Raw genomic sequence first — 22,909 nt, forward strand, 5'->3', positions numbered from 1 at the left:
GTTCTTTTTTGTATCACATAAAATCACGTAATTTTGTTCCGTTTACTTAGGAAATGTCCTTAGGTGGAAGCACTTTCATTGTAAGGTATACTGAAAGTACATAAAGGAGGGAGAGAATCCTATGAAACGTGTCTACTTATTCTGTAATGCCGGGATGTCAACAAGTCTACTTGCAAGTAGGATGCAATCGGTCGCTGATACGCATAACTTACCCATCGAAGTTAAAGCTTTTTCAGATTCTAAGATGGAAGCAATCGTAAATGAATTTAATCCAGATGTTATTCTTTTAGGTCCCCAAGTTAAATATCGCTTGGAGCCAACAATTGAAAAATTTGGCCATTTGGGAATTCCTATTGAAGTCATCAGTTTGGAAGACTATGGGAATGTGGATGGAGAACGTGTTCTTAAACGATCAATTTTACTCATGAAGGAGAATAAAAAATAATGTTTGATACACTAGAAAGAGTGCTTGCTCCGATAGCGGAGAAGCTCAGTAAAAATAAAGTCCTATCAGCGATTCGTGATGGATTTATTATCAGTACACCATTTATTATAGTTGCATCGATCTTCTTACTCATTGCCAACTTCCCGATTAAGGGGTATCCGGAGTTCATGGCAAGTATCTTCGGTGCAGGATGGGATCGTCAATTATCATCCGTAGTTTCTGCTACATTTGATGTTATTTCGATTCTAACTGTCGTGGGTATTGGATATGCCTTTGCTCGTGAACTTAAGGTTGATAGAATTTCAGGTGGTGTTGTTGCCCTTGTTTCATTCCTCATCCTTACACAAACTAGCTATCCAGAATATGTCAATGAAGCTGGTAAAGCATTCCGAGGCTTCTCATTTGGAGTTCTTGGTTCACAAGGAATCTTCTTGGCAATGATTGTTGCCCTTATTTCAGTAAAAATTTTCGCATGGGTTCATCATAAAGGATGGATTATTAAATTACCTGAAGGGGTGCCTCCTGCAGTTATGGAATCATTTGCTGCATTGATCCCAAGTGCGTTTGTATTCGTAGTTTTCTTCCTTACACGTATCGGATTCTCTGCAACAAGCTTTGAATACGCACATGTCTTTATCTATAAAGTACTCCAAGCACCTTTGATGGGCTTTGGTGAATTTAAAGCATTTGATGTCATTTACCAATTCTTAAGTAACCTGTTCTGGTTCTTTGGTATTAATGGTCCAGCTGTTACAAATACAGTATTCCGACCAATTCATGAAGCAATGACATTGGCTAACCTTTCTGCATTTGAAGCGGGACAACCACTCCAATATATCTTTACCGGACCATTTAGAGATTTCTTCTCAAACTTTGGTGGTGGAGGTTCAACCTTATCACTCGTTATTGTTATGATGTTCTTTGCAAAATCACAACGTCTCAAACAATTGGGTCGACTCTCAATTGTTCCTGGAATCTTCGGGATTAATGAAATGATTATTTTTGGATTACCAGTTGTTCTGAACCCAATTATCATTATTCCATTCTTATTTGTACCTGTGATTAACTCAATATTATCGACGATAATGATGACAACGGGTCTCATACCACTCACAACAGGAATTGCGCTACCGTGGACGACGCCGTTCTTCTTCTCAGGTTGGTTATCGACGGGAAGTATCTTTGCTGGTATATTCCAAATTGGATTGGTCGTTCTCGACTGCTTCCTTTACTACCCATTCTTCAAGATTCTTGATAAGCAGTATCTACATGAAGAAAGCTTAAAAGGTAGTGAAAACGACACAATTGATGAGCTCGATGGCATTTCACTCGATGATATCTCATTTGATGATCTGTAAGAAATCATAATTTGCCAAGCAGCTTTCCTGACATCGAGAGGGGATACAAAGCTGCTTGGCTTTATTTAAAGGAGGTATGCTTCATGCGTACATTATTATTTTTTGATCAAACTCAAGCAGGTGCTGGAGGGAAAGAACGTCCAAATGTTGAACTTGCCGTGGAAAAGGGCGGCATCGGATCTTACCATATGTTTGAGAGTAACCTTAAAGATGTGAATGCATCGGTACTTGCGACGATGTATTGTGGTAATCAATACTTCTTTGATAATCAAGATGAAGTAGTTCGTAAAGTCGTCGGCTTGGTCAACAAATTAAAAGCTGAAATGATTATTTGCGGTCCATGCTTTAACTATAAAGATTATGCGCATATGTCAGCCATCTTAGCACACGCGATTGAAACACAAACGGATGCGAAAGCGATTGTGATGTGCTCAGTTGAGAATGATTCCGTTATCGAAGAATACAAGGATCTCGTGACGATTGTTAAGATGCCCAAAAAGGGTGGTACTGGATTACGCGACTCATTTGCGAATATGGCTAAGGTTATTGACGCAAAAACGAATAATGGTAATATAGAATTAATTAAAGATTACATTTATTAGAAGGAAGGTACGCTCTATGTGGGGTATTATTGCAACGTGGCGAATGGCTAAAGAAGGTATTGATGATGCTGTGGTAAATCTTCAAAATGGTGGAAGTGCGGGCGATGCCATAGAAACGGCAATCAAAGCGGTTGAAGATTTTCCTTTTTACAAATCTGTTGGATATGGCGGGTTACCAAATGAAGAAATGGAAGTGGAATTAGACGCTGCTTACATGGATGGAACGAGCTTCGATGTTGGGGCAGTAGCGGCACTCAAAGATTTTGCGAACCCAATTTCAATTGCACGTTCACTCAGTACATTTCCAGTTAATAATCTACTTGTGGGTGCGGGGGCTGAAGCTTATGCTCATAAACATGGCTTTGAACGGAAAAATATGTTAACTGACCGTGCTAAAATTCATTATAAAAATCGCGTTAAAGATTTACGTGATACAGAAATCAGCCCATATTCAGGACACGATACGGTTGGCATGGTATCACTAGATCAAGCGGGTCATGTTGTTGCGGGAACATCAACAAGTGGTTTATTCATGAAGAAAAGAGGCCGTGTTGGAGATTCTCCAATCATTGGCTCTGGTCTTTATGCAGACAGTGAAGCAGGCGGTGCGTCCGCAACAGGTCTTGGCGAAGATTTGATGAAAGGTGTCGTATCGTATGAAGTTGTTCGACTCATGAAAACGGGAATGAGTCCTCAAGACGCTGTCAATAAAGTAACCTTTGATTTGGATCGTGAACTTATTAAACGACGTGGAAAAGCAGGGGATATCTCAATTGTGGCAATGAACCCAAAAGGTGAATGGGGGGTTGCTTCAAATATTGATAACTTCTCTTTTGCAGTAGCAACCGAATCCCAACCGAATACGGTATATACAACCAAACGAGTTGGCGATACGATGGTTCATGAAGTCGCATCTCAAGCGTGGTTGGAACAGTATCTAACGGATCGTATGAAACCGCTGGAGGAAAAATAAAATGTTAGCGCAAATTTACGAAAAAATGGATGCATTGATGCCAGAACTTTTGCAGTCGATCCAACGGCTTGTTGCGATCGAATCTGTTGAGGGCGATCATACACCTGAAGCTCCTTATGGTGAAATGCCTAAAAAAGCACTGTTAGAAGTACTGGCGATTGCTGAAGCGCTTGGATTTGCAACAAAAAATATTGACAATATTATAGGGTATGCACAATATGGCGAAGGCGATGGTGACTATATTGGTATTTTTGGTCATGTTGATGTTGTCCCGCTTGGCGAAGGGTGGCAGTATCCACCACTTCAAGGGGTTATCGATAATGGTCGCATCTATGGTCGCGGAGTCCTTGACAATAAAGGACCCATATTAACAAACCTCTACGCTCTCTATGCTCTAAAAGAATTGGGTGTGACCTTCAGCAAGCCCGTTCGCATTGTTTTCGGAACCAATGAAGAATCTGGCTTCGGATGTGTTCAACATTATCTTACCAAGGAGCAACCTCCCGTATTTGGCTGGACGCCAGATTGTAAATGGCCAGCTGTCTATGGTGAACGTGGACGGGCATTAATTCAGTTCGTAAATCATGGGCCACTGGATACGTTCAACGCATTTATTAATGAGTATATTCTATCGAGTCCAACAAATGGTGTTAAATTGGGTATTAATGTTCGGGATGATGATTTTGGTGAAATGATCATGCGGGGATACAAACTGGGTGTCATTGAAGAAAACTTAATGTTCCAAATATCATTAAGTTATCCCAATGCCAAACCGATATCCGAATTGATCGAAATGATCAAAGCGGTAGTTCCCGATTCGATTGAAGTGATATGTGCACATAATTGGGATCCTGTATTTTACGACAAAGAATCGCATGAAATTACGTTGCTGACAGATGCCTATGAAGAGGTTACAGGAACCCGTTTACTTCCGGTGACGACCACGGGTGGTACTTATGCGAAAATAATTCCAAATATTATTGCTTATGGCCCAAGTTTTCCAGGCCAAAAAGATATTGCCCATTTGCCTGATGAATGGATGGACCTTGAAGATATCCGCAATAATGGAAAAATTTATAGCAATGCTTTGTATAAACTGAGAAATCTATAACAGGAGATCATGATGATAAACGATAAATTTCGAATTGAACGGGATTCTTTGGGTGAGGTTAAGGTTCCTTTTGATGCTTTATATGGTGCGCAAACTGTTAGAGCGCTTGATAATTTTCAGATTACGGGTCGACATGTCAATGATATGATGTACATTGCCCTAGCCCAGGTGAAGAAAGCGTGTGCCCTTGCTAATCATGAAGTTGATGAATTAGACAGTGTTCGAAGTGATGCGATAGTGAAAGCATGTGATGAAATTATTCAAGGGATGCACAAACAAGAATTTATTACAGATGCAATTCAGGGTGGAGCGGGAACATCAATGAATATGAATGTGAACGAAATTATAGCCAATCGTGCAGCTCAGATTTTAAATAAACAAATTGGTATCTATGATTTTATCCATCCGAATGATCATGTGAATCGTGCACAATCAACCAATGATATTATTCCAACAGCAGGTAAATTGACCGTCTTAAATTTAGGAATGCTTCTTCTTGAGGAGATGTATTTTCTAGCCGATGCATTTCATGCGAAATCTGTGGAATTTGCGTCCATTATCAAGGTTGGTCGTACCCATCTTCAAGATGCTGTCTTAATTTCAATGGGTCAAGTATTTCAAAGTTATGAGTCCGTTTTGCAACGAGACATTCAACGTTTCAAGCATGCTCTAAGTGAAATGCAAGTCGTAAATTTGGGTGCAACAGCGGTCGGAACAGGCATTAATTCGGTACCTGGATATCGTGAGAAAGCTGTGGCAAATTTGAGCAAGATTACCGGTAAATCGTTTGTAAGTGCTGAAGACCTTGTGGATGCAACGAAGCATGTTGACGGATTTGCATATGTTCATGCATCATTAAAAACATTTGCGATTGGACTATCACGTATCTGCAATGATATACGAATGATGGCATCGGGTCCTAAAGTTGGTTTTAATGAAATATTTCTACCAGAAAAACAACCAGGAAGTTCAATCATGCCTGGTAAAGTAAATCCTGTCATTCCTGAAGTTGTGAATCAAGTATGCTTTCAAGTAATTGGAAACGATGCTACTGTCACGATGGCTGCGGAAGCAGGTCAAATGGAATTAAATGTTTTTGAGCCTGTTTTATTTTATAATTTATTCGAATCGTTAGAGATTTTGCGTCATGCATGCTCGACACTGCGCCTACATGCTATTCAAGATTTAAAAGTGAATGAGCATCGCGTTCATGACTATGTTGAACATTCATTGGCAATGGCGACAGCTCTTGTTAAACACTTAGGATATGCCAAAGTTTCAGAGATAACAAAACAAGCTTTGAAAGAAAACAAATCCCTACGTACGATTGTATTGGAACAACAATTAATGAGTGAAGCAGAAGTGGATGATGCTTTACGACCTGAATCTATGATTCATCCACGTTAGGAGATATTATGTCATATTGTGTTGAAGTACTTGCGGCATCACCTAAAGACTGCGAAATCGCAGAACAATGTGGTGCAGATCGTATTGAGTTAAATAATGGAATTCATCTAGGAGGATTGACGCCAAGTATTGGAACCTTAATGATGGCACGAAATGTAACAACACTTCCGATTGTGGCGATGGTTCGTCCGAGACCCGGTGGTTTTCATTACGATGCAATGGAAGTCGAGACGATGTTTATTGACGCAAAGCAACTGATTGATGCGGGTGCCAATGGTTTAGTATTCGGCTTTCTTAATGCTGACCGAAGTGTCGATGCATCCTTGACAAAGCGCTTCGTTAAACTTTGCCATGAACATCATGTTGAGGCAATTTTCCACCGTGCATTTGATTGTGTTCAAGATCCGTTTGCAGCAATTGAAGTATTGATAGCATGCGGTGTTGATCGTATCTTGACCAGTGGCTTGAAAGATACCGCAATCGAAGGTGTTGCACTGCTAAAGGAATTACAAACTAAATATGGTGATCGCATTGAATTGTGCTTAGGATCGGGAATTCGTGCTGCGAATGCACTAAGTCTGATCGATCAAACGGGTGTAAAACAATTACACGGTTCATTCAAAGGGTGGTATGCGGACCCGACCACGCGCGCTGAAAATGTTTCGTATGCTTTTAGTAATCTTGGCGACTATGATGGGGTTGAACCAGAAAAACTGAAGCAAATGATAGATGTAATAAATACGAAAAAAGCAGTTTCAATTTGAAGCTGCTTTTTATAGTTTGTTTTGGTTGTTATGTTCTTCCAAGTGCTTGTCATATTGTAGCTCGTAAAAGAGCAAGGCGATAGCAACAAAAAGCTGGAGAAGTCCAATGTAGATAAAGCATTTAAAGAATACAGGAGCATTAAAATACATACTATTTGCTTGTCCCAATCGCATGTCAGCATCAAGTCTCATTGAATTGAAAAAATAATACACGATAATATAAATCGAGAGGGCATTCGTTAAATTCTTGATTTTTTTCATTGGCAATTTCCTTTCGGTATAGTTGTTAGCTGCGTTTATTATATCAAGTTTTGATGAATTTTGATAATTGGAAGATTATATACGTCTTGCAGTTGCAATGATTGTGGTACGATATATGAAATTGAGCTACTAACGTTTTGATGAAGTTAAAAAGGTGAGGATGCGATATGAAAAGAAAAACGGTTCTACAATGGATTCTTGGTATTATTGGTGTTGGTGTCATTTATGCGCTTATTGTGTTTGGACTTATATTATCGGCCTATCGTGAAGTTCCGCCTGAAGGAATTGATACAATGATTGTTTTGGGGGCGAAAGCATGGGGAAATGAACCATCGCCAATTTTAAAAGAGCGTCTAGATGCAGCAATTCTTTATCTGGAAGCGAATCCTCAAACAGTAGTGATTGTGACCGGTGGTCAAGGACCTGACGAGATTGAACCGGAGGGTGTTGTGATGGGACGGTATCTAGAATCCCAAGGTATTGATGCCAATCGAATCATCGTCGAGTCAACTTCGACGACAACAGTCGAGAACATTCAAAACGCGAGTGCTTTACATGATATTTCGACAGCAATCGTTGTCAGTAACGATTTTCATATCTATCGTGCCAAACGAACTGCTACCCAAAATGGTGTGAGCACAGTGTATGGGCTTGCAGCACATTCTAAAACGCGAGCAACCTTTGTATCGTATCTTCGTGAGGTTGTAGCATTGGGCTATCATTTAATATTTACGCACGAGTAGAAGTTATAGATTTCGTGATTATTAATCTAAAGAAAAACTCTATCAAATTGATAGAGTTTTTCTAGATCATTAAAGCTATTCAAAATGGTTAATAATACATGTAATTGAAAGGATTGTTCCGAAGTAGATTACAAACAGAGGTGCTGTTTTGATTGGCGGAAATTTATGTGAGTTTTCGATAAACAAATAGGAAACCCAAAGCGCCATCAATAATACACCCAAAAGATTCATATACTTGTTTTTAGCAACGGTACAATAGGCAAGAATATAGGCTCCTGCTATAATAATCCCAGTTAAAAACTGATGCGTGGGTGTTGGCATAATCAAATCCCAAGCAGTGTACATTGCAATTAGTAAAAAACTAAAAGCAATAATGGGTAGAAAGGCAACAAACCAAAGCAGAATCCGTATTGATTTTGTCGTCTCAGGTCTCATTGCACAGTGTTACGATCCTCAGTCGTTCTACCATATTTAGTTGCTAAATAGGCATGGTATCCATATACAAAAATACTTAAATCATAAATAGGATACTTTGCAGCAATAATATTTTTGAATTCCTCGAAGAGTGCAGGATCTTTAATCGCATCAACAAACGAAAGTCCATGATCGGTGATACCAATGATGTAGGTTTGTTTTGGATTGTAATTATAGGAGTCAGAAAACTCAACTGTTCCTATATGTTCATTATGGATATGTCTTAGACTATCGGTTACATCTTGTTCTGAGTACATTTCGAGATTCAAGGCATCTTGAGTGATGATCTTTGAAGCATCGGTCTTTTGTGTGATGTAGGTCATTAGTACATCGCGAATACAATCTATATTGAGTGTCATACGAATTACCTCCTATCTAAATTATACACCAGTAAAGGTGTGTTTTTAATTATGAAGTTAAATGTTTGGAAATTCATTTATTGAATATGATAAACAGAAAACATTGTCTGCGAGATTGAGTCACTTGTACAGTTTTTTTTTTGAATGCGATTTCAGAAATATGAGGTAAAAATTAACGAATTGCCTACAATTTTTGTCATTTTTTAACATTTCTTACATTTATCTCAATAAATTTAATATGTTTGTGACAATTTCATAGTGTTTTATGACGAGAATTGCACAAATTTTCGGATTTTGTTTATTATCTCCTTGTGCTCAAAGAGCAGAAAAGTGAGGAATAGAAATGAAAAAGAAAATTATCAAGCCGTTGGCAGTTATGATGGCTTCATCAATGTTGTTGGTGGGAACAATGTCAATCTTCGCAGAGGAAGGAGACACACCAAAGTCTGAGACTTCAAAAGCTTCAGTATCATTCACAATTGATAATGAACCAACAGATCCAGTTAACCCAATTGATCCAACAGATCCAACAGATCCAGGAGATATTGAAAATGGTAATGGAGAAGGTCCATTAGCAATTACTGCATATCCAAAAGCGATGAATTTTGGCGGTCATAAAGTTGGTAAAGGAACACAGAAATTTGAATCTGACTTAGTCAAACCAAATATTCAAGTTCAAGATAAACGTGGTGCTGCATCAGATGGATGGAACCTAAGTGTTGCTCTTTCGGATTTCACAAACAATGAAGCAGTCGATGCAGGTAAAACTACAAAAGGAATTATCACATTCAACAATACAACTATGTTTGAAGGAAACAACAAACCTTCACAAAAAGAACCATCAAATGTTAATACAAAAGTAGTTGTTGAATCCGGAAAAACAACGCAAATTGCAAGTGCATCGAAAGGTGAAGGACTTGGACTGTGGGGTTTCCATTGGTATGCACCAAACTATAAAACGGATCAAACAAACAGTAACGTTACCTTAGAAATGGATACAAATACAGTTGTGTCCGGAGCGTATTCAGCTGACCTTGAATGGACACTTAGCGCGACGCCACAATAATTGTAAGTGGGCAATTATTTTGCCCACTCCCTCTTTTGAGGTCATCATTACATTTATATTTCATACACTAGAAAAAATAAGGAGATAACTTATGAAAAAATCATTAAAACTTTTATTAATTGCTGTATTGGTGGCCTTACAAGTAAATACAATAAATGCGGATACAGAGCGATATAGTGATTTTACCGTCACCCCGATTTTCACAGAGCATCAAATAGGAAGTGATCTTGAGTATCGCGGATACTTCGATATTTTATTGGAACCGGGAATGTCGGATGCATTACAACTCGATGTCAAAAACACAGGAAGTTCACCGATGACAGTACATATCGATAAAACAAATGCAGTCACTCGTGCTAATGGTGAAGCTGACTATACACAAAATGAAAAACCAAGTCCGTTTATTCCAACGACTATGGACTCAATGCTTTCAATTCAAAATAATGATGTCATCATCAATCCCAACGAAAGTGCAATTATTAATGTTGATCTAACGATGCCTGCACAAGCGTTTGATGGCGTTGTTCTTGGTGGGTTGGCGATCACAGCAACACATGAAACAGATAAAGTAAAAGAACAAAATAGTGTCGGTGTCAATTCATCTGTAAAGTATCTTGTTGCTGTACAAGCACGAAACACAATGAATCCGGTTTTACCAGAATTACAAGCAACGGATGCTGGCGTTAAAGTACATCAAATGGCACCTGCATACTATGTGAGTCTTGAAAATCATGCAGGTTTGAATATGTCAAATGTATCTATTAACGGCGAGATTAAACAAAAATCAGATGGCAAGGTTGTTGCACGTGTTGATGAAAAAAATAGAAGCACTCTTCCACATAGCAAATTTGATGTCATTTTTACATCTGAAAATGCGAATCAACGCATCAGCTCACAGGAATATAGATACGACTTCACAGTGACTTCAGGCGAAGAAACATGGAATTTTAGCGATTACTTTCAAGTTGGCGCTGATAAGGTTGACGATGTTAATGCAACCATCGAAGTCAAAAGTACGCATATCATGATTTATGTTGGTCTCGCAGTTTTGGTTGTTGTTAACGGTGGTCTTGTGTACATTATCATGAAACAGAGAAAAGCGAAAAGAAATACTAAATAGAGAGTGTAGGGAGCAGAATGAAACGTCACTATAATAGAATATTCATCGGAAGTATCATCATTATGATGACCATAGCTGGATCCTTGATTCACGCAGAAGATCATGCTCCAGTTGAACATCCGACGACAAATGTCTTTGATATAGAGGGGATTTTGAATGAACAGCCGACTCGTGATGAAACTGAAAAAGAAGCAAATGCTCTAGATTTCAGTGAAAACTCTGACGACTCCGTAGAAACAGAGTTGGATGTAAGTGAAGCAAGAGTAGACACCCGTGCCTATGGAACACTTGGAAATGTACCATACACCTACGATACATTCTATCAAACGGTTGTTTTTGACGGGAGAGGGGTTTCTAATCCTACATTCCCAAATATTGATAAGAGTTTGTATCAAATATTGAATGGAACAGGCACACCGGCAGATAACTACAAAATGAAACGTGTCGAGTTTCGAGGGAGAATTTCGACGAACTACTACTTCACGGAGTTTTTTACAAGTACTGAAGCTGAATTAATTGGTTTAGAAAATCTCGATGTAAGCAAAACCGCGTACTTTGATAACTTATTTTATAGTTATTCAGGACCTACTGTTTTGGATGGAGTTGGAACTTGGAATATGTCCAGTGCATTGAGTACATCAGCAATGTTTGGTCATAGCGGACGTCCGGGAATGACCCTACATCTTCCATGGGGCAATACCACATGGAATTTAAAATCAACTTTCGTAATGTTTAGGGATACACACTACAGTGCTATCACAGGTCTTGAAACTTGGAATGTATCCAGTCTTGAAAATGCGCAAGCGATGTTTGTCAACGCACATAACATTACAGAACTGAATCTTACCTGGGGTTCTAATACTCGTAAAATAAACTCAATCATGTACATGTTCTATCTAGCAACGAATCTTGAAACTATCATTGGAACTGAAACATGGAACCTGAGTGGTTTAGGAGCGTCAACTGGTGAGGCAACAGATTTTCTTGCTTTAACAAAAGTAACTGAGTTTAGCGTTCCATATACTTTTGGAGTTAATCCAAGGGTTGGCTTTTTCGAGAGTGCATTTAGAGGTGCTACGTATTTAGAACGTATTATTGTTCCAGAAGGAAACAATGCAGATTTCTTCTACAAATCGGAATTGCCTGCTGCTAAGACTTCAAATGGTTATAGAGGATACTGGGCTAAGCAAGGTGATAATAAATCACAATGGACCTCAAATCAATTAATGAGTGGCTATGCATCATATCAACCGAAAGCAGGAATCTACTACCAGGTCAAAGAGAATTCTAATGTAAACTTCTATTTACAACCAAATGAGCATGAAAGTACCTTTGTACTTTTACAATCAGAAACAGTTCGAACGGGAACAATCTTAGTGAACTATCCCGATATGAGCAGCTATGATGATGTGTTCTATGGTTGGTATCGCGATGTTGAATTGACACAACCCTATGACATCACCCAAGAAGTTCGATTTGACATAAACCTATATGGTGGAATTTCGGATACGAGCGCTCGTGTTCCAGTGAATCCGTATGATGTTAATGATACACAGAAAATTGGAAATACGACCGCATCATCGCAACAAGGGATGCTCCAGATTGTATCAGTTCCCGAACCACTTGTTTTTGGAAATCAAAAGATTGGACAAGGGAATCAACAGTTTAGGTCCCAAACAATAGAACCTAGTGTACAAGTATTCAATCACCCCAGACGCGAAGCTGGTTGGGATCTTAGCGTGTCAATGGGAAAATTTTCTCAAGGAACACCCGGTCAAGATGATTATCACGAAGTGGATGGCGCCCTTACATTTCAAAACACATACACTTCAAGCAAAGATACACAGACTACGAGTGTCGAGACAGTCCATGAAACAGTGACTCTATATTCGGATAACCAACCAACTCGGATTGCGAGAGCGAATAAGAAGTCAGGAAAAGGACATTGGATTTTTAGTTGGTTTGGTCGTGCTTCAGATACAAATGAAAAGGTCACTCTTGAACTGGATACACACACTCTAAAACCCGGAACTTACGAAAGTAATGTCGAGTGGGTTTTATCGAGTGTGCCAGAATAAGTTACTCTAACAGGGTAACTTTTTTATTTTGGTTAAATTCATGGACATTTGAGTGCATGCACCTGAAAAGTGCGTGACGTTATGCTCAATTATCGTTAATATATGGGAAGACGGAGGAGCTTAAAATGATACTGAATCAACAAATTAAAAAATTTCGAGAAGCGCAGTCGTTGACCCAAGAAGATCTTGCAATCCAAATGAATATTGCAAGACAATCGATATCGAAATGGGAGCAAGGTGTAAGCTATCCAACGATTGATAACTTAGTGCTCTTGAGTAAATTATTAGCAATTCCTTTGGATACTTTGATTTTGGGAGACGTAGCGTTTCCAATGCCATTCGCATTTGGGAAACCACAAACGAAATGGCGCTTAATTATACCGCTCTTTATTCCGATGATGTTTCTAATGGCATCCTTAGTATCACTGACCAATTCACTTTTGTATGCGTTTGTTTATTTGGGTATTGCGGTATTTGTATTTGCATTATTCACAACATTGTCATTGTTTGACTATAGACGTTATCATAATTATTTTGTAATTGAACAATTCGGTTTGAATGTCGACATCACCCAAGGCAAGCTATCGTGCATGAAAATTTTGAAAGGCTTGATGGGAAAACGAGAAGGATTATACATCGCTTACGATGCGATTGATACAATTATTCTTAAAATCGATACTCACGGATATGCCGGAAGTAAAGGCTTGAATTATCGCCCGCGTCAGTATGCAATGCTACGCGAGTCTGTTTCAGCTACAATTGTCCTTAAGGACAGTAAAACGTATTCGTTATCAATGGATCCAATGTTTTACATCAACACCCAAGAGTATCGCTATTTTTATGCAATTTTTAAATATTTTTCCGAACAGAATATTCGAATTATCGATCAATCCCATATTTTGCAAAGTATCGAAAATGAATATGATATCGTTGAACAAGCATATTACATTACACAAAGGCATCAACAAAGTTAATTTACAAGTATACACTACCATTGTATGATAGTTCTTAGATAGAAAAGAGATTTAAAGATACGATGCTTTCACTAAAAACGATAACTGATACACATAAAATAGATATAGAGACATTATATACTAATGCATTTCCTGAGAACGAACGTAAAAACTTAAACTATATCTATGACGATAAGGGCACAAACAGCGAAGTTTGTGTTCTTTTGGACGATGATTGTTTTGTAGGTTTCACAATTGTTTTATTCACTGATACCCTGGTACACCTCATCTATTTTGCAATTGATCCGAAAGTTCAAAGTAAAGGCTTGGGCTCCGCGACATTAGCGTTAATAAAAGAACGCTATCAGCGTACGATTTTTGCAGATGTTGAAGTCGTACGTCCTAAAAAATCAGACGCCCCAATCCGTCGACGAAGAATCAAATTTTATAAAAAGAACCATTACAATGAGACGAAGATTGTATATAATTGGCGTGGCGAAGAATTTACCATCCTTTCTACTGATTATCCGCTGACTGCCCGCGAGTATTATGATTTCTGGCAAACACTGGAAAAGAACAATCCAAGGCTTCTTGAATATTAATGAAGAGCATCTTATAAAGATGCTCTTTTAGTATTAGTTAAAAGGATATGGGACCCAAACGGTTGTATCTTGACCCGGACGCGTGTAAATGCCATTCCTATAATTTGAAGATGATTTTAGAAGATAAAGTCGATGTTCGTTATTGGCGTCATACGCAGCCACAATTGTTGGGGATTCATCTGATTTCTTATAAATAGTAAAGGGGTCATATTGGAGCGTATTTTGCAGATTCCATCCGAAGTCGATGCCAGGTTCTGGATGGTGATTGGGTTGGATCGCTTCGTTCGCAACATATAATTTCTGCTCGTGATAGGTTACGGAACCTTTAGCATAGGTACGCGTTTTTTGCCACTTAAGATCTGAAATATGTCCCATTTTCTTCCAACCATTCCATCCATCGGATTGTTCGGGTGTCATATTCGATGCACCACCATTATCTGCGCGGTAGACAATTTCATTCATAATTACTAAATCGCCGATAAAGTAACGTGCTTGGATAAAATGTTGGTTACTGTAGAAGCGGTAATGTCCACTATAACCTTCAGAAATATCAGGTGAATCCGGTAGCTTATCATGCCAGCCTGTCCGATAACGCAATAAATACATATCTTTATAATAGACGACGTTGTTCTCAACGTATCGGGTAGTCTCTTGAAAATCTGTGGCGCCAATAGGATGGATGTTAGCTAATGAAAAGGTACCCGTCTTTAAGGTAACATCAGCTGTTGTGATAATATTTTTTTTGATAGAGATATCTTGCCAGTAGCTGTATGTAGTCGCCACTAAGAGACCAAGCATAAGTAGTAAAGTACCTAACACGAGTATTTTTTTCATGGTTAATTTATTCAGTAATGCATAACGAATCCTAGAGCCGTAGGTGAGGATTACACTTAGCATCACTTTTCTCCGCCTTTTTATTATACTGATTTTACCACCTGTGATTGTATCGAGCAATTAATATACTGAAAATTTCTGTTGTTTTTGGAGTGTAGATCACAACAATCTAAAGTAATAATTGGAAATCGATGTAGGATTAATTTCTAGTACAATTGTGATATTATCCCTTTTTTTGTTATAAATAGGTATGTGAAAGCGGTTACTAAACAAGTAAGATATGTGTATGAAAGAGATGTATTCATACAATACAGGAGGAAAATATGAAGAAATTCAAACGCATGAGTATTCTGCTTCTCGTTACATTAATGCTGGTAGCATGTTCTGACGGAGGTAAGTCGGAAGAAAATAAAAAACTTGTTGTTTACTCTCCAAATAGTGAAGGCTTGATTAATGCTGTGGTACCACTTTTTGAAGAAAAAACGGGCATAAAAGTTGAAGTTATTTCTGCAGGTACAGGGGAATTAATCAAACGAATTCAGTCAGAGAAAGAAAACCCATATGGCGATGTTTTGTTTGGCGGAACCTATACACAATATATTTCAAACAAAGATTTGTTTGAACCGTATGTCTCAAAAGAAGATGCAAACGTTGTTGATGAGTATAAAAACAATACGGGTTATATTACATACACAGTTTTAGACGGAAGTGTCTTAATCGTAAATAAAGAACTTACGAAAGATCTCAAAATTGAAAGTTACGAAGATCTCTTACAACCTGAACTCAAAGGAAAAATTGCGACTGCGGATCCATCAAATTCATCCAGTGCTTTTGCGCAGTTGACCAATATACTCCTAGCCATGAGTCCAGATGATGACTATATGAATGATGAGGCTTGGGACTATGTTGGTAAATTAATCCAACAATGGGATGGAAAAATCCAATCGGGATCGTCTTCAGTTTATAAATCTGTTGTTGATGGAGAAATGTGGGTTGGGTTAACTTACGAAGATCCAGTAGCAAAACTTGTTAAAGATGGTGCCAAAAATGTAGAAATTGTTTATCCAAAAGAGGGAAGTGTCTTCCTTCCAGCGGGTTCAGGAATTATCAAAAATGCTAAGAATAAAGAAAATGCAGAATTATTTATTGATTTCCTTCTTAGTGAAGAAGTTCAGAATATCTTTGGTTCAGAGTTGACGAACCGTCCAGTACGTAAAGGTGCGAAAACAGGGGATCATCTCAAAGATTACGCAACCTTGCCATTAATTTATGAAGACATGGAGTATGTCTATCAGAATAAGACACAACTTGTAGAGCGTTACACAAAATTATTTGCTGAATTACAATAATTAGATTAGAAACGGGGTTAGATTATGAGTGTAAATATTTCAATCAAGAATGCTATAAAACGTTATGGCCAAAATACAATCATTCCGGATCTCTCAATTGAAATCAAGGAGGGTGAATTTTTCACCCTTCTTGGTCCATCTGGATGCGGAAAAACCACATTATTACGCATGATTGCGGGGTTCAACTCAATTGAAGGGGGCGATTTTTTCTTTAATGAAAAACGAATCAATGACATGGAACCTTCAAAGCGAAATATCGGAATGGTGTTTCAAAACTATGCTATCTTTCCGCATTTAACAGTTTTTGATAATGTTGCATTTGGATTAAAAAATCGCAAAATGGATAAAGACACAATTCACAAATCTGTTAACGCGATGTTGGATACAATGCAAATTTCCGAATATGCAGATCGTATGCCAGAACGTCTCTCTGGAGGACAGCAACAACGGGTTGCTTTAGCACGTGCTGTTGTTATCAAACCTGACGTATTGCTGATGGACGAGCCACTCAGCAATTTAGATGCCAAGTTACGTATTGATATGCGAACAGCAATCAAAGAGATACAACAGTCTGTCAATATAACAACTGTATACGTGACACATGATCAGGAAGAGGCAATGTCTGTTTCAGATCGAATTGCAGTCATGAAAGATGGTGTAATACAACATGTTGGAACACCTCAAAATATTTACCAGCGTCCACGCAATATTTTTGTAGCGACATTTATAGGTCGATCCAATATTTTAACAGGTAGTTTGACAGGTTCCTCCTTAAAATTAAACGAAGGACCTACTATTAACTTGGATGCCACAAAAATGGTTCGTAATGGAAACGAAGAATCCGTCAAGATTTCAATTCGACCAGAAGAATTTATAATTACAAATGATGTATCCACAGCGATAACAACTGGAACTGTGAAAAAAACAGTATTTCTTGGTCTCAATACTCACTATACGGTTCAATTAGAGACTGGTGATACTGTTGATATAGTCGAAGAGTCAGCGATCAATCACTTATATCAAGAAGGTGAAACCGTTAAAGTGGGAATTAAAATTGAAAAAATCAACGTGTATACGGCTGATGGAGAAGAGAACTTGATTGTAGGTGTTCACCATGACCTTAATTAATAAAATGCGAAAACCTGATTTTTGGAAAGCATCAACGCTCATTGTACTTGTGCTTTATGGACTCTTCTTTATTTATCCGATTGTTAATCTTCTAGCGCAGTCTATTTATGATCCAAGCATGGGTGGATTTACACTCACGCACTTTAATAAATTCTTTAGTCAACCCTATTACCTCAAGACAATCGTCAACAGTTTTCAAGTGACAATTATTGCAACGTTGCTGACATTGTTAATTGGAATTCCATTAGCATACTTTACAACAGTCTATAAAGTAAAGGGCAAAAAGTTCTTAAACGTTATTATTATTCTTTGCTCCATGTCAGCGCCATTCATCGGTGCTTACTCGTGGATTTTGTTACTGGGACGAAGTGGATTAATTACTAAATTCATGTTAAATACGTTTGGAATTGTAATTCCTGACATCTACGGTTTTAGTGGTATTCTCTTAGTCCTCACATTACAACTATTTCCGTTAGTTTACCTCTACATTCAAGGGGCACTCAGCAGTGTCGATAATTCCTTGTTTGAAGCCTCTGAAAGTATGGGGATTACAGGATTTAAACGGTTCTTCAAAGTCGTACTACCGTTAATCAAACCAACAATTTATGCCAGTGCATTGCTTGTCTTCATGCGGGCCTTTGCAGACTTTGGAACTCCAATGCTTATTGGAGAAGGTTATCGAACCTTCCCACGTCTTATTTTCGATGAATTTATCTCGGAAATGGGAGGAGACACAGGATTTGCTGCAGCCATCTCTGTCATTGCAATTCTTCTCACAACGGTCTTCTTTCTCTTCCAACGTTGGTTATCCAATCGTAATCAGTTCTCAATGAGTGCCTTGCACAGTATTGATCCTAAGCCAATGAAACGATCATTATCTGTAATGGTCCACACATTTGTCTATGGTGTTGTTGCAGTTGCATTTATGCCCCAAGTTTATGTCTTCTACACATCATTCCTAAAAACATCAGGATTAATATTTGTAGATGGATATTCGTTGGATAGTTATCGAGAAGCTTTCTCGCGACTTGGAAATAGTATTCAAAATACCTTTATTATTCCAGGAATCGCATTGGTTATTATTGTCATCATGGCAGTTATTATTGCGTATATAGCTGTACGTCGTCGTAATCCATTGACTGCCACGGTCGATGCCGTATCAATGATTCCATATATTATTCCAGGTACCGTTCTTGGAATCGCAATGCTAACTTCGTTATCGAAACGACCATTTATGCTAACAGGAACGTTTACAATTATGATAATTGCCTTAGTTGTGCGCCGATTACCATATACTATTCGGTCATCAGTCGCAATTCTACAACAAATATCAATAAGTGTGGAAGAAGCAGCAATTTCGCTTGGAACCAGTAATTCAAAAACATTCTTTAAGATTACGGTGCCAATGATGTCTGCAGGTGTAATCTCAGGTGCAATCCTTAGCTGGATTACGATGATTTCTGAACTATCAACAGCCATTATTCTTTACACCTCAAAAACGCAAACCATGACAGTTTCAATCTATACGCAAGTTATTCGTGGAAACTATGGAATCGCAGCTGCATTATCAGCAATCCTGACAGGGCTAACCATTATTTCGTTACTCGTCTTTATGAAACTATCGAAAGGAAAAAATATACAAATATAGAAAAAGGTTAATCCTTTTTCTCTTTTTGTCTTTGTATATTATAATGAACTTATGAAACGTTCCGAATTCAAAACATTTGAGCAAAAAATTGAAGAGACATTTATCAAATATGGCCGCATTCCATTGCTGGTCACTTTACTCATGGCCGGATTGTCATTTCTTGGCTATTACATTTATACCAATGTTTTCGAAGTTCGGAATGTTCAATCATATATAACCCAAGAGGTCATGCGTATTGAATCAAGTATTGATGAGATTTTTAGCTTTACGGAAGAAGGGCACAATTTTTCTGACATGAAAGTAAACATCGAAGCGTATTCTAATGACATCTATCAGAAATATTATGCAATCAACTCACGACTTGACGGAAATGTTCATATGATTATGTATGATGACGCGAACTATCCTATTTTAATTACGCAGCCGTCATTAGAGGGTAATGATTTTCTGCGTTATTATCACCGCCTTGTTTTAGAGCGCCTAGACTCTAATGACACACTCGTAACTGTCATCACGAATTTAGGGAGCGATCCTTCAACAAAAGTTGTCTATGGGCGCAATTATACAGATGAGCATCAAAATCAACTTAAAGTTCTTTATTTTGTGGATGCAAGTGTATATAGCGAACTTTTGCAGTATCAAAGAGGAAATCACTTAGTTTTAGCAGACCGATTTGACAATGTCATTGCGTCGACATCTCGAGATTTTGTGACGAAATCGATGAAGTTTCCGAATGTTAGCAATGATACGCTAAGTCTAGAACACACGACGTATCGCGTGAATTCTAAGATGTTCGGGTCGGATAGTTTTATTATTCATGTTCTTGTGAAAAAGGATTCGTTAGCGCTAACCTTTATAGTAGTGTCAGTGGTTGTTGCGATTGCCTTATATATTGTCGAGCGTATTAATAAACTATCGGCGCGAAAAATTGGACGCGAAGCAAGCCGTTCAATTGCGACTTTGATTGAAGCGGTTGATCGCATGAAAAGTGGCGCCTTAGATACACATGTTTCGCTCACAACGCATGACGAGTTTGAAAAATTGGCACATGCATTTAATGATATGGGAACCCAATTATCAGAACTCATTTCTAGTAATGAGCGTCTTCTTGAATTACGGAAAAATGCAGAAATAAAGCAACTCGAAGCCCAATTCAATCCGCATTTTCTCTACAATTCCCTAGAAACGATTCGATACCTAATTGTTGATGACCCCCAATTAGCTGAAAAACTAATTCTGAACACAACCCGCTTACTCCGCTACAGCATAACACCAGATACCAATGAAGTACTCTTTTCAGAAGATATCGAATACATTAAGCTCTATTTAGAAGTAAATAAATTGCGACTTCAAGAACGTTTTGTTTATACGATTGATATCGGCGAAGATGTGTTGAAGGAACAGTTACCGAAGCTGTTAATTCAACCATTAATTGAAAACTGTTTGAAGCATGGTTATCGCTATAAGGATACACTTACCGTTGGTGTTCTCGGATACTCCAATGAGACACATATCTTCCTACATGTGATTGATGACGGGGGCGGGATGCATCCGGCACAACTTGAAGCACTAAAATCTTATGACAGTAAATCGCATCATGTTGGCTATGGGATTATGAGTGTGCTTCAAAGAATGGAACTATTGTATGGGGATGATGGTAAAGTAACAATTGAGAGTGATACGATGGGGACGCATATAGCGCTTATTATTCCCAAAGGAGAAAGCAATGATGTATAGAGTATGTATTATCGAAGACGAGGCAATTATACGAAAAGGGCTCCGGCGTGCAATTGACTGGGATACACTTAAATGCACCGTAGTAGGCGAAGCTGCAAACGGGAACGAAGGATACCGCCTCATTGAAAAAGAAAAACCAGATATTATTGTTTTAGATATCAACATGCCGATAATGGATGGTATCGCATTATTGGAACTTCTACCAAGAGAAACGTATAGTGTGATTATTATTAGCGGACACTCAGAATTTGATTACGCCAAAAAAGCAATTGAATTTGGTGTCACAGAGTACCTTCTAAAGCCTTTAGATCATGTTGCGTTAACGCACAGTATTCAACGTGCAATCAGTGAAATCCATATGCGTCGGGCTTATGCGAAAGGCGCGAAGGAGGTCGCTGATATCTATTGTGTTTTACAACAAACACCAGTTGTTGCATCCGTCACAATTATGAAAGCATTTGAATATATTCAACAGCACTATCATGAAAAAATTACTCTGGAAGATATTCGTATGTATACCGGTAAAAGTGCAACCTCAATCAACAATCGATTCCAAAAATTTATTGGAATGACATTTAATGAGTATTTGACGAAGTTTCGAATCCAACAAGCCCTGGACCTCATCAAAACACAGTCATATCATATGTACGAAATTGCAGAAATGGTTGGATTTTCTGATTATAAATATTTTAATCAAGTATTCCATAAAGTTGTTGGGGTGGCACCAAACATTGTAAAAACGTACTATTCTCGAGCCTAACAAAGTAAGAACAGTAAGAATACGTGTTCAAAAAGCATTACAAATCAAATATATTGAACAAATATATATAACTGTTATACTATAGTCATGATAAAACAGGCAGAAATCACAAAAATATTGCATACATTAAACCTTGGGGAACCCTTGCATGTTTCGCAACTTGGAGGACTCACAAATAGAAATTATAGTGTTGAAACGAAGGATACCAATCTGGTTATCCGCCTTGCAGGTAAGGATACCGATAAAATTATTAACCGTTCTCATGAAGGTTTAATTGTACGTACGATAGCACCATTGCAGATTGACGCACCACTGATTCATTTTGATGATACTACAGGTTTAAAGGTATCGGAATACATTGACGGTGCGCAAACGATGAACGCAAAACAATTACAAGAATCACAGAACCTAGAAAAGGCTGCAAAACTGTTGGCACATTTACACCAAACAGCGCCATCAGTACCTATTGATTTTAATGTTATGGAAATGGTTCAAAAGTATGAGTTATCACTCTTGCAACTGAAGGGGTACTTTCCAGAAGGCTATTCAGAAATTCGTGATAAAGTATTCATGCTTTATGCGTATCATGAAGATCAAGAAGCAAAACGTGTTTTGAGCCATAACGACCCATTACCGGAAAATTTCATAGTCAGTAGAACAGGAGATATGTTTCTTGTTGATTGGGAATATGGAGGGATGAATTCACGGTATTGGGATCTCGCTGATGTGTCGATTGAAGCGGATTTTACGCATTCAATGGATTGTCAGTTTGTGGAAGCATACCTTAAAACAGAACCAACCTATGAAGACTTACTGCAACTGCAACTGAATAAAGTGTATATTGATTTGTTGTGGAGTCTTTGGGGCTATATCCGAGAATCACTAAAGGATGATTACGAAACCGAAGATTTCATCGAATATGGGAATCTGAGATTCCACCGTTTGAAAGAAAATCTTAATAAAATTTTCCGAAAATAGAACACACTGTCATGGTGTGTTTTTTCTATCTGAAATTTCACAGAGAAACTTGTTAGTAAACAAAGAAACAGAACATACTTTATGATGTGAAGTGTTTGAACGGTGTTAATTGTTAAGATTGTGATAAATTGTGTGCTTAAACCGTGAATTGTTAAAACA

The 22,909-nt window shown here is 38.1% G+C and carries 23 protein-coding genes; 19 read left to right on the forward strand and 4 right to left on the reverse strand.

Annotation, left to right across the window (positions count from 1 at the left end; all coding sequences use genetic code 11):
- Positions 1-121 precede the first annotated feature (121 nt).
- The 7 genes from GVV22_RS00925 (at position 122) to GVV22_RS00955 (ending at position 6,660) form a co-directional block, all read left to right on the forward strand.
- Complete coding sequence (locus GVV22_RS00925) at positions 122-445, forward strand: PTS sugar transporter subunit IIB (RefSeq protein WP_159638664.1); 324 nt, start codon at positions 122-124, stop codon at positions 443-445.
- A complete protein-coding gene (locus GVV22_RS00930; protein ID WP_159648332.1) occupies positions 445-1,803 on the forward strand; it encodes a PTS sugar transporter subunit IIC in 1,359 nt (452 codons plus the stop codon). The genes GVV22_RS00925 and GVV22_RS00930 overlap by 1 nt, the downstream gene beginning before the upstream one ends.
- 83 nt (positions 1,804-1,886) lie before the next feature.
- Positions 1,887-2,405: a GrdB-related putative oxidoreductase gene (locus GVV22_RS00935; protein WP_159648333.1), complete on the forward strand. Its 519-nt coding sequence runs from the start codon at positions 1,887-1,889 to the stop codon at positions 2,403-2,405.
- Positions 2,406-2,421: 16 nt separating this feature from the next.
- Positions 2,422-3,378 (forward strand): N(4)-(beta-N-acetylglucosaminyl)-L-asparaginase, encoded by a 957-nt coding sequence (locus GVV22_RS00940; protein WP_159648334.1) that lies wholly within the window; start codon positions 2,422-2,424, stop codon positions 3,376-3,378.
- 1 nt (position 3,379) lies between these two features.
- Positions 3,380-4,489, forward strand: coding sequence for a Sapep family Mn(2+)-dependent dipeptidase (locus GVV22_RS00945; protein ID WP_159648335.1), 1,110 nt, complete (start codon positions 3,380-3,382; stop codon positions 4,487-4,489).
- A gap of 12 nt (positions 4,490-4,501) precedes the next feature.
- Entirely contained in the window at positions 4,502-5,896 is a 1,395-nt protein-coding gene (locus GVV22_RS00950) for an aspartate ammonia-lyase (RefSeq protein WP_159648336.1), read from the forward strand.
- An 8-nt stretch (positions 5,897-5,904) separates the two neighbouring features.
- A complete protein-coding gene (locus GVV22_RS00955; RefSeq protein ID WP_159648337.1) occupies positions 5,905-6,660 on the forward strand; it encodes a copper homeostasis protein CutC in 756 nt (251 codons plus the stop codon).
- Between the two features lie 9 nt (positions 6,661-6,669).
- On the opposite strand, the gene GVV22_RS00960 is transcribed toward GVV22_RS00955, so the two are convergent.
- The gene (locus GVV22_RS00960) at positions 6,670-6,921 is read right to left on the reverse strand and encodes a hypothetical protein (RefSeq protein WP_159648338.1); all 252 of its coding nucleotides are present in this window, start codon (positions 6,919-6,921) and stop codon (positions 6,670-6,672) included.
- A gap of 167 nt (positions 6,922-7,088) precedes the next feature.
- Between GVV22_RS00960 and GVV22_RS00965 the strand changes: the two genes are divergently transcribed.
- Positions 7,089-7,664, forward strand: a complete 576-nt coding sequence (locus tag GVV22_RS00965) for a YdcF family protein (protein WP_159648339.1) — start codon at positions 7,089-7,091, stop codon at positions 7,662-7,664.
- A 75-nt stretch (positions 7,665-7,739) separates the two neighbouring features.
- Here the strand turns inward: GVV22_RS00965 and GVV22_RS00970 are convergent, their stop codons facing one another.
- Positions 7,740-8,099, reverse strand: a complete 360-nt coding sequence (locus GVV22_RS00970) for a hypothetical protein (RefSeq protein WP_159648340.1) — start codon at positions 8,097-8,099, stop codon at positions 7,740-7,742.
- Positions 8,096-8,497, reverse strand: coding sequence for a DUF2513 domain-containing protein (locus GVV22_RS00975; RefSeq protein WP_159648341.1), 402 nt, complete (start codon positions 8,495-8,497; stop codon positions 8,096-8,098). The genes GVV22_RS00970 and GVV22_RS00975 overlap by 4 nt, the downstream gene beginning before the upstream one ends.
- A 343-nt stretch (positions 8,498-8,840) precedes the next feature.
- On the opposite strand from GVV22_RS00975, the gene GVV22_RS00980 reads away from it, so the two are divergent.
- The 5 genes from GVV22_RS00980 to GVV22_RS01000 all read left to right on the forward strand — a co-directional run bounded on the left by GVV22_RS00980 (position 8,841) and on the right by GVV22_RS01000 (position 14,316).
- Positions 8,841-9,563 (forward strand): WxL domain-containing protein, encoded by a 723-nt coding sequence (locus tag GVV22_RS00980; protein ID WP_159648342.1) that lies wholly within the window; start codon positions 8,841-8,843, stop codon positions 9,561-9,563.
- 91 nt (positions 9,564-9,654) lie between these two features.
- Positions 9,655-10,683, forward strand: a complete 1,029-nt coding sequence (locus GVV22_RS00985; protein ID WP_159648343.1) for a DUF916 domain-containing protein — start codon at positions 9,655-9,657, stop codon at positions 10,681-10,683.
- Between the two features lie 17 nt (positions 10,684-10,700).
- Positions 10,701-12,761: a WxL domain-containing protein gene (locus GVV22_RS00990; RefSeq protein ID WP_159648344.1), complete on the forward strand. Its 2,061-nt coding sequence runs from the start codon at positions 10,701-10,703 to the stop codon at positions 12,759-12,761.
- Positions 12,762-12,886: 125 nt separating this feature from the next.
- The gene (locus GVV22_RS00995) at positions 12,887-13,735 is read left to right on the forward strand and encodes a helix-turn-helix domain-containing protein (RefSeq protein ID WP_159648345.1); all 849 of its coding nucleotides are present in this window, start codon (positions 12,887-12,889) and stop codon (positions 13,733-13,735) included.
- A 62-nt stretch (positions 13,736-13,797) separates the two neighbouring features.
- Positions 13,798-14,316 carry a GNAT family N-acetyltransferase gene (locus GVV22_RS01000; RefSeq protein ID WP_159648346.1) on the forward strand — a complete coding sequence of 173 codons (519 nt, stop codon included), beginning with the start codon at positions 13,798-13,800 and terminating at the stop codon, positions 14,314-14,316.
- Positions 14,317-14,349: 33 nt separating this feature from the next.
- Here GVV22_RS01000 and GVV22_RS01005 read toward each other — a convergent pair whose 3' ends face one another.
- The gene (locus tag GVV22_RS01005) at positions 14,350-15,213 is read right to left on the reverse strand and encodes a hypothetical protein (RefSeq protein WP_159648347.1); all 864 of its coding nucleotides are present in this window, start codon (positions 15,211-15,213) and stop codon (positions 14,350-14,352) included.
- Between the two features lie 260 nt (positions 15,214-15,473).
- Between GVV22_RS01005 and GVV22_RS01010 the strand changes: the two genes are divergently transcribed.
- The 6 genes from GVV22_RS01010 (at position 15,474) to GVV22_RS01035 (ending at position 22,750) form a co-directional block, all read left to right on the forward strand.
- Positions 15,474-16,499, forward strand: coding sequence for an ABC transporter substrate-binding protein (locus GVV22_RS01010; RefSeq protein WP_159648348.1), 1,026 nt, complete (start codon positions 15,474-15,476; stop codon positions 16,497-16,499).
- A 24-nt stretch (positions 16,500-16,523) separates the two neighbouring features.
- Positions 16,524-17,627: an ABC transporter ATP-binding protein gene (locus tag GVV22_RS01015; protein ID WP_159648349.1), complete on the forward strand. Its 1,104-nt coding sequence runs from the start codon at positions 16,524-16,526 to the stop codon at positions 17,625-17,627.
- Positions 17,614-19,275 (forward strand): ABC transporter permease, encoded by a 1,662-nt coding sequence (locus GVV22_RS01020; RefSeq protein WP_159648350.1) that lies wholly within the window; start codon positions 17,614-17,616, stop codon positions 19,273-19,275. The genes GVV22_RS01015 and GVV22_RS01020 overlap by 14 nt, the downstream gene beginning before the upstream one ends.
- A 51-nt stretch (positions 19,276-19,326) precedes the next feature.
- On the forward strand, positions 19,327-21,012 hold the full coding sequence (locus tag GVV22_RS01025) for a sensor histidine kinase (RefSeq protein WP_159648351.1): 1,686 nt from the start codon (positions 19,327-19,329) through the stop codon (positions 21,010-21,012).
- A complete protein-coding gene (locus GVV22_RS01030) occupies positions 21,002-21,772 on the forward strand; it encodes a response regulator transcription factor (protein ID WP_159648352.1) in 771 nt (256 codons plus the stop codon). Before GVV22_RS01025 ends, GVV22_RS01030 begins: the two co-directional genes overlap by 11 nt.
- A 144-nt stretch (positions 21,773-21,916) precedes the next feature.
- On the forward strand, positions 21,917-22,750 hold the full coding sequence (locus GVV22_RS01035) for a choline kinase family protein (protein ID WP_159648353.1): 834 nt from the start codon (positions 21,917-21,919) through the stop codon (positions 22,748-22,750).
- Positions 22,751-22,909 lie beyond the last annotated feature (159 nt).

This window comes from Erysipelothrix aquatica (assembly GCF_009828825.1).
GTDB classification, from domain to species: domain Bacteria; phylum Bacillota_I; class Bacilli_A; order Erysipelotrichales; family Erysipelotrichaceae; genus Erysipelothrix; species Erysipelothrix aquatica_A.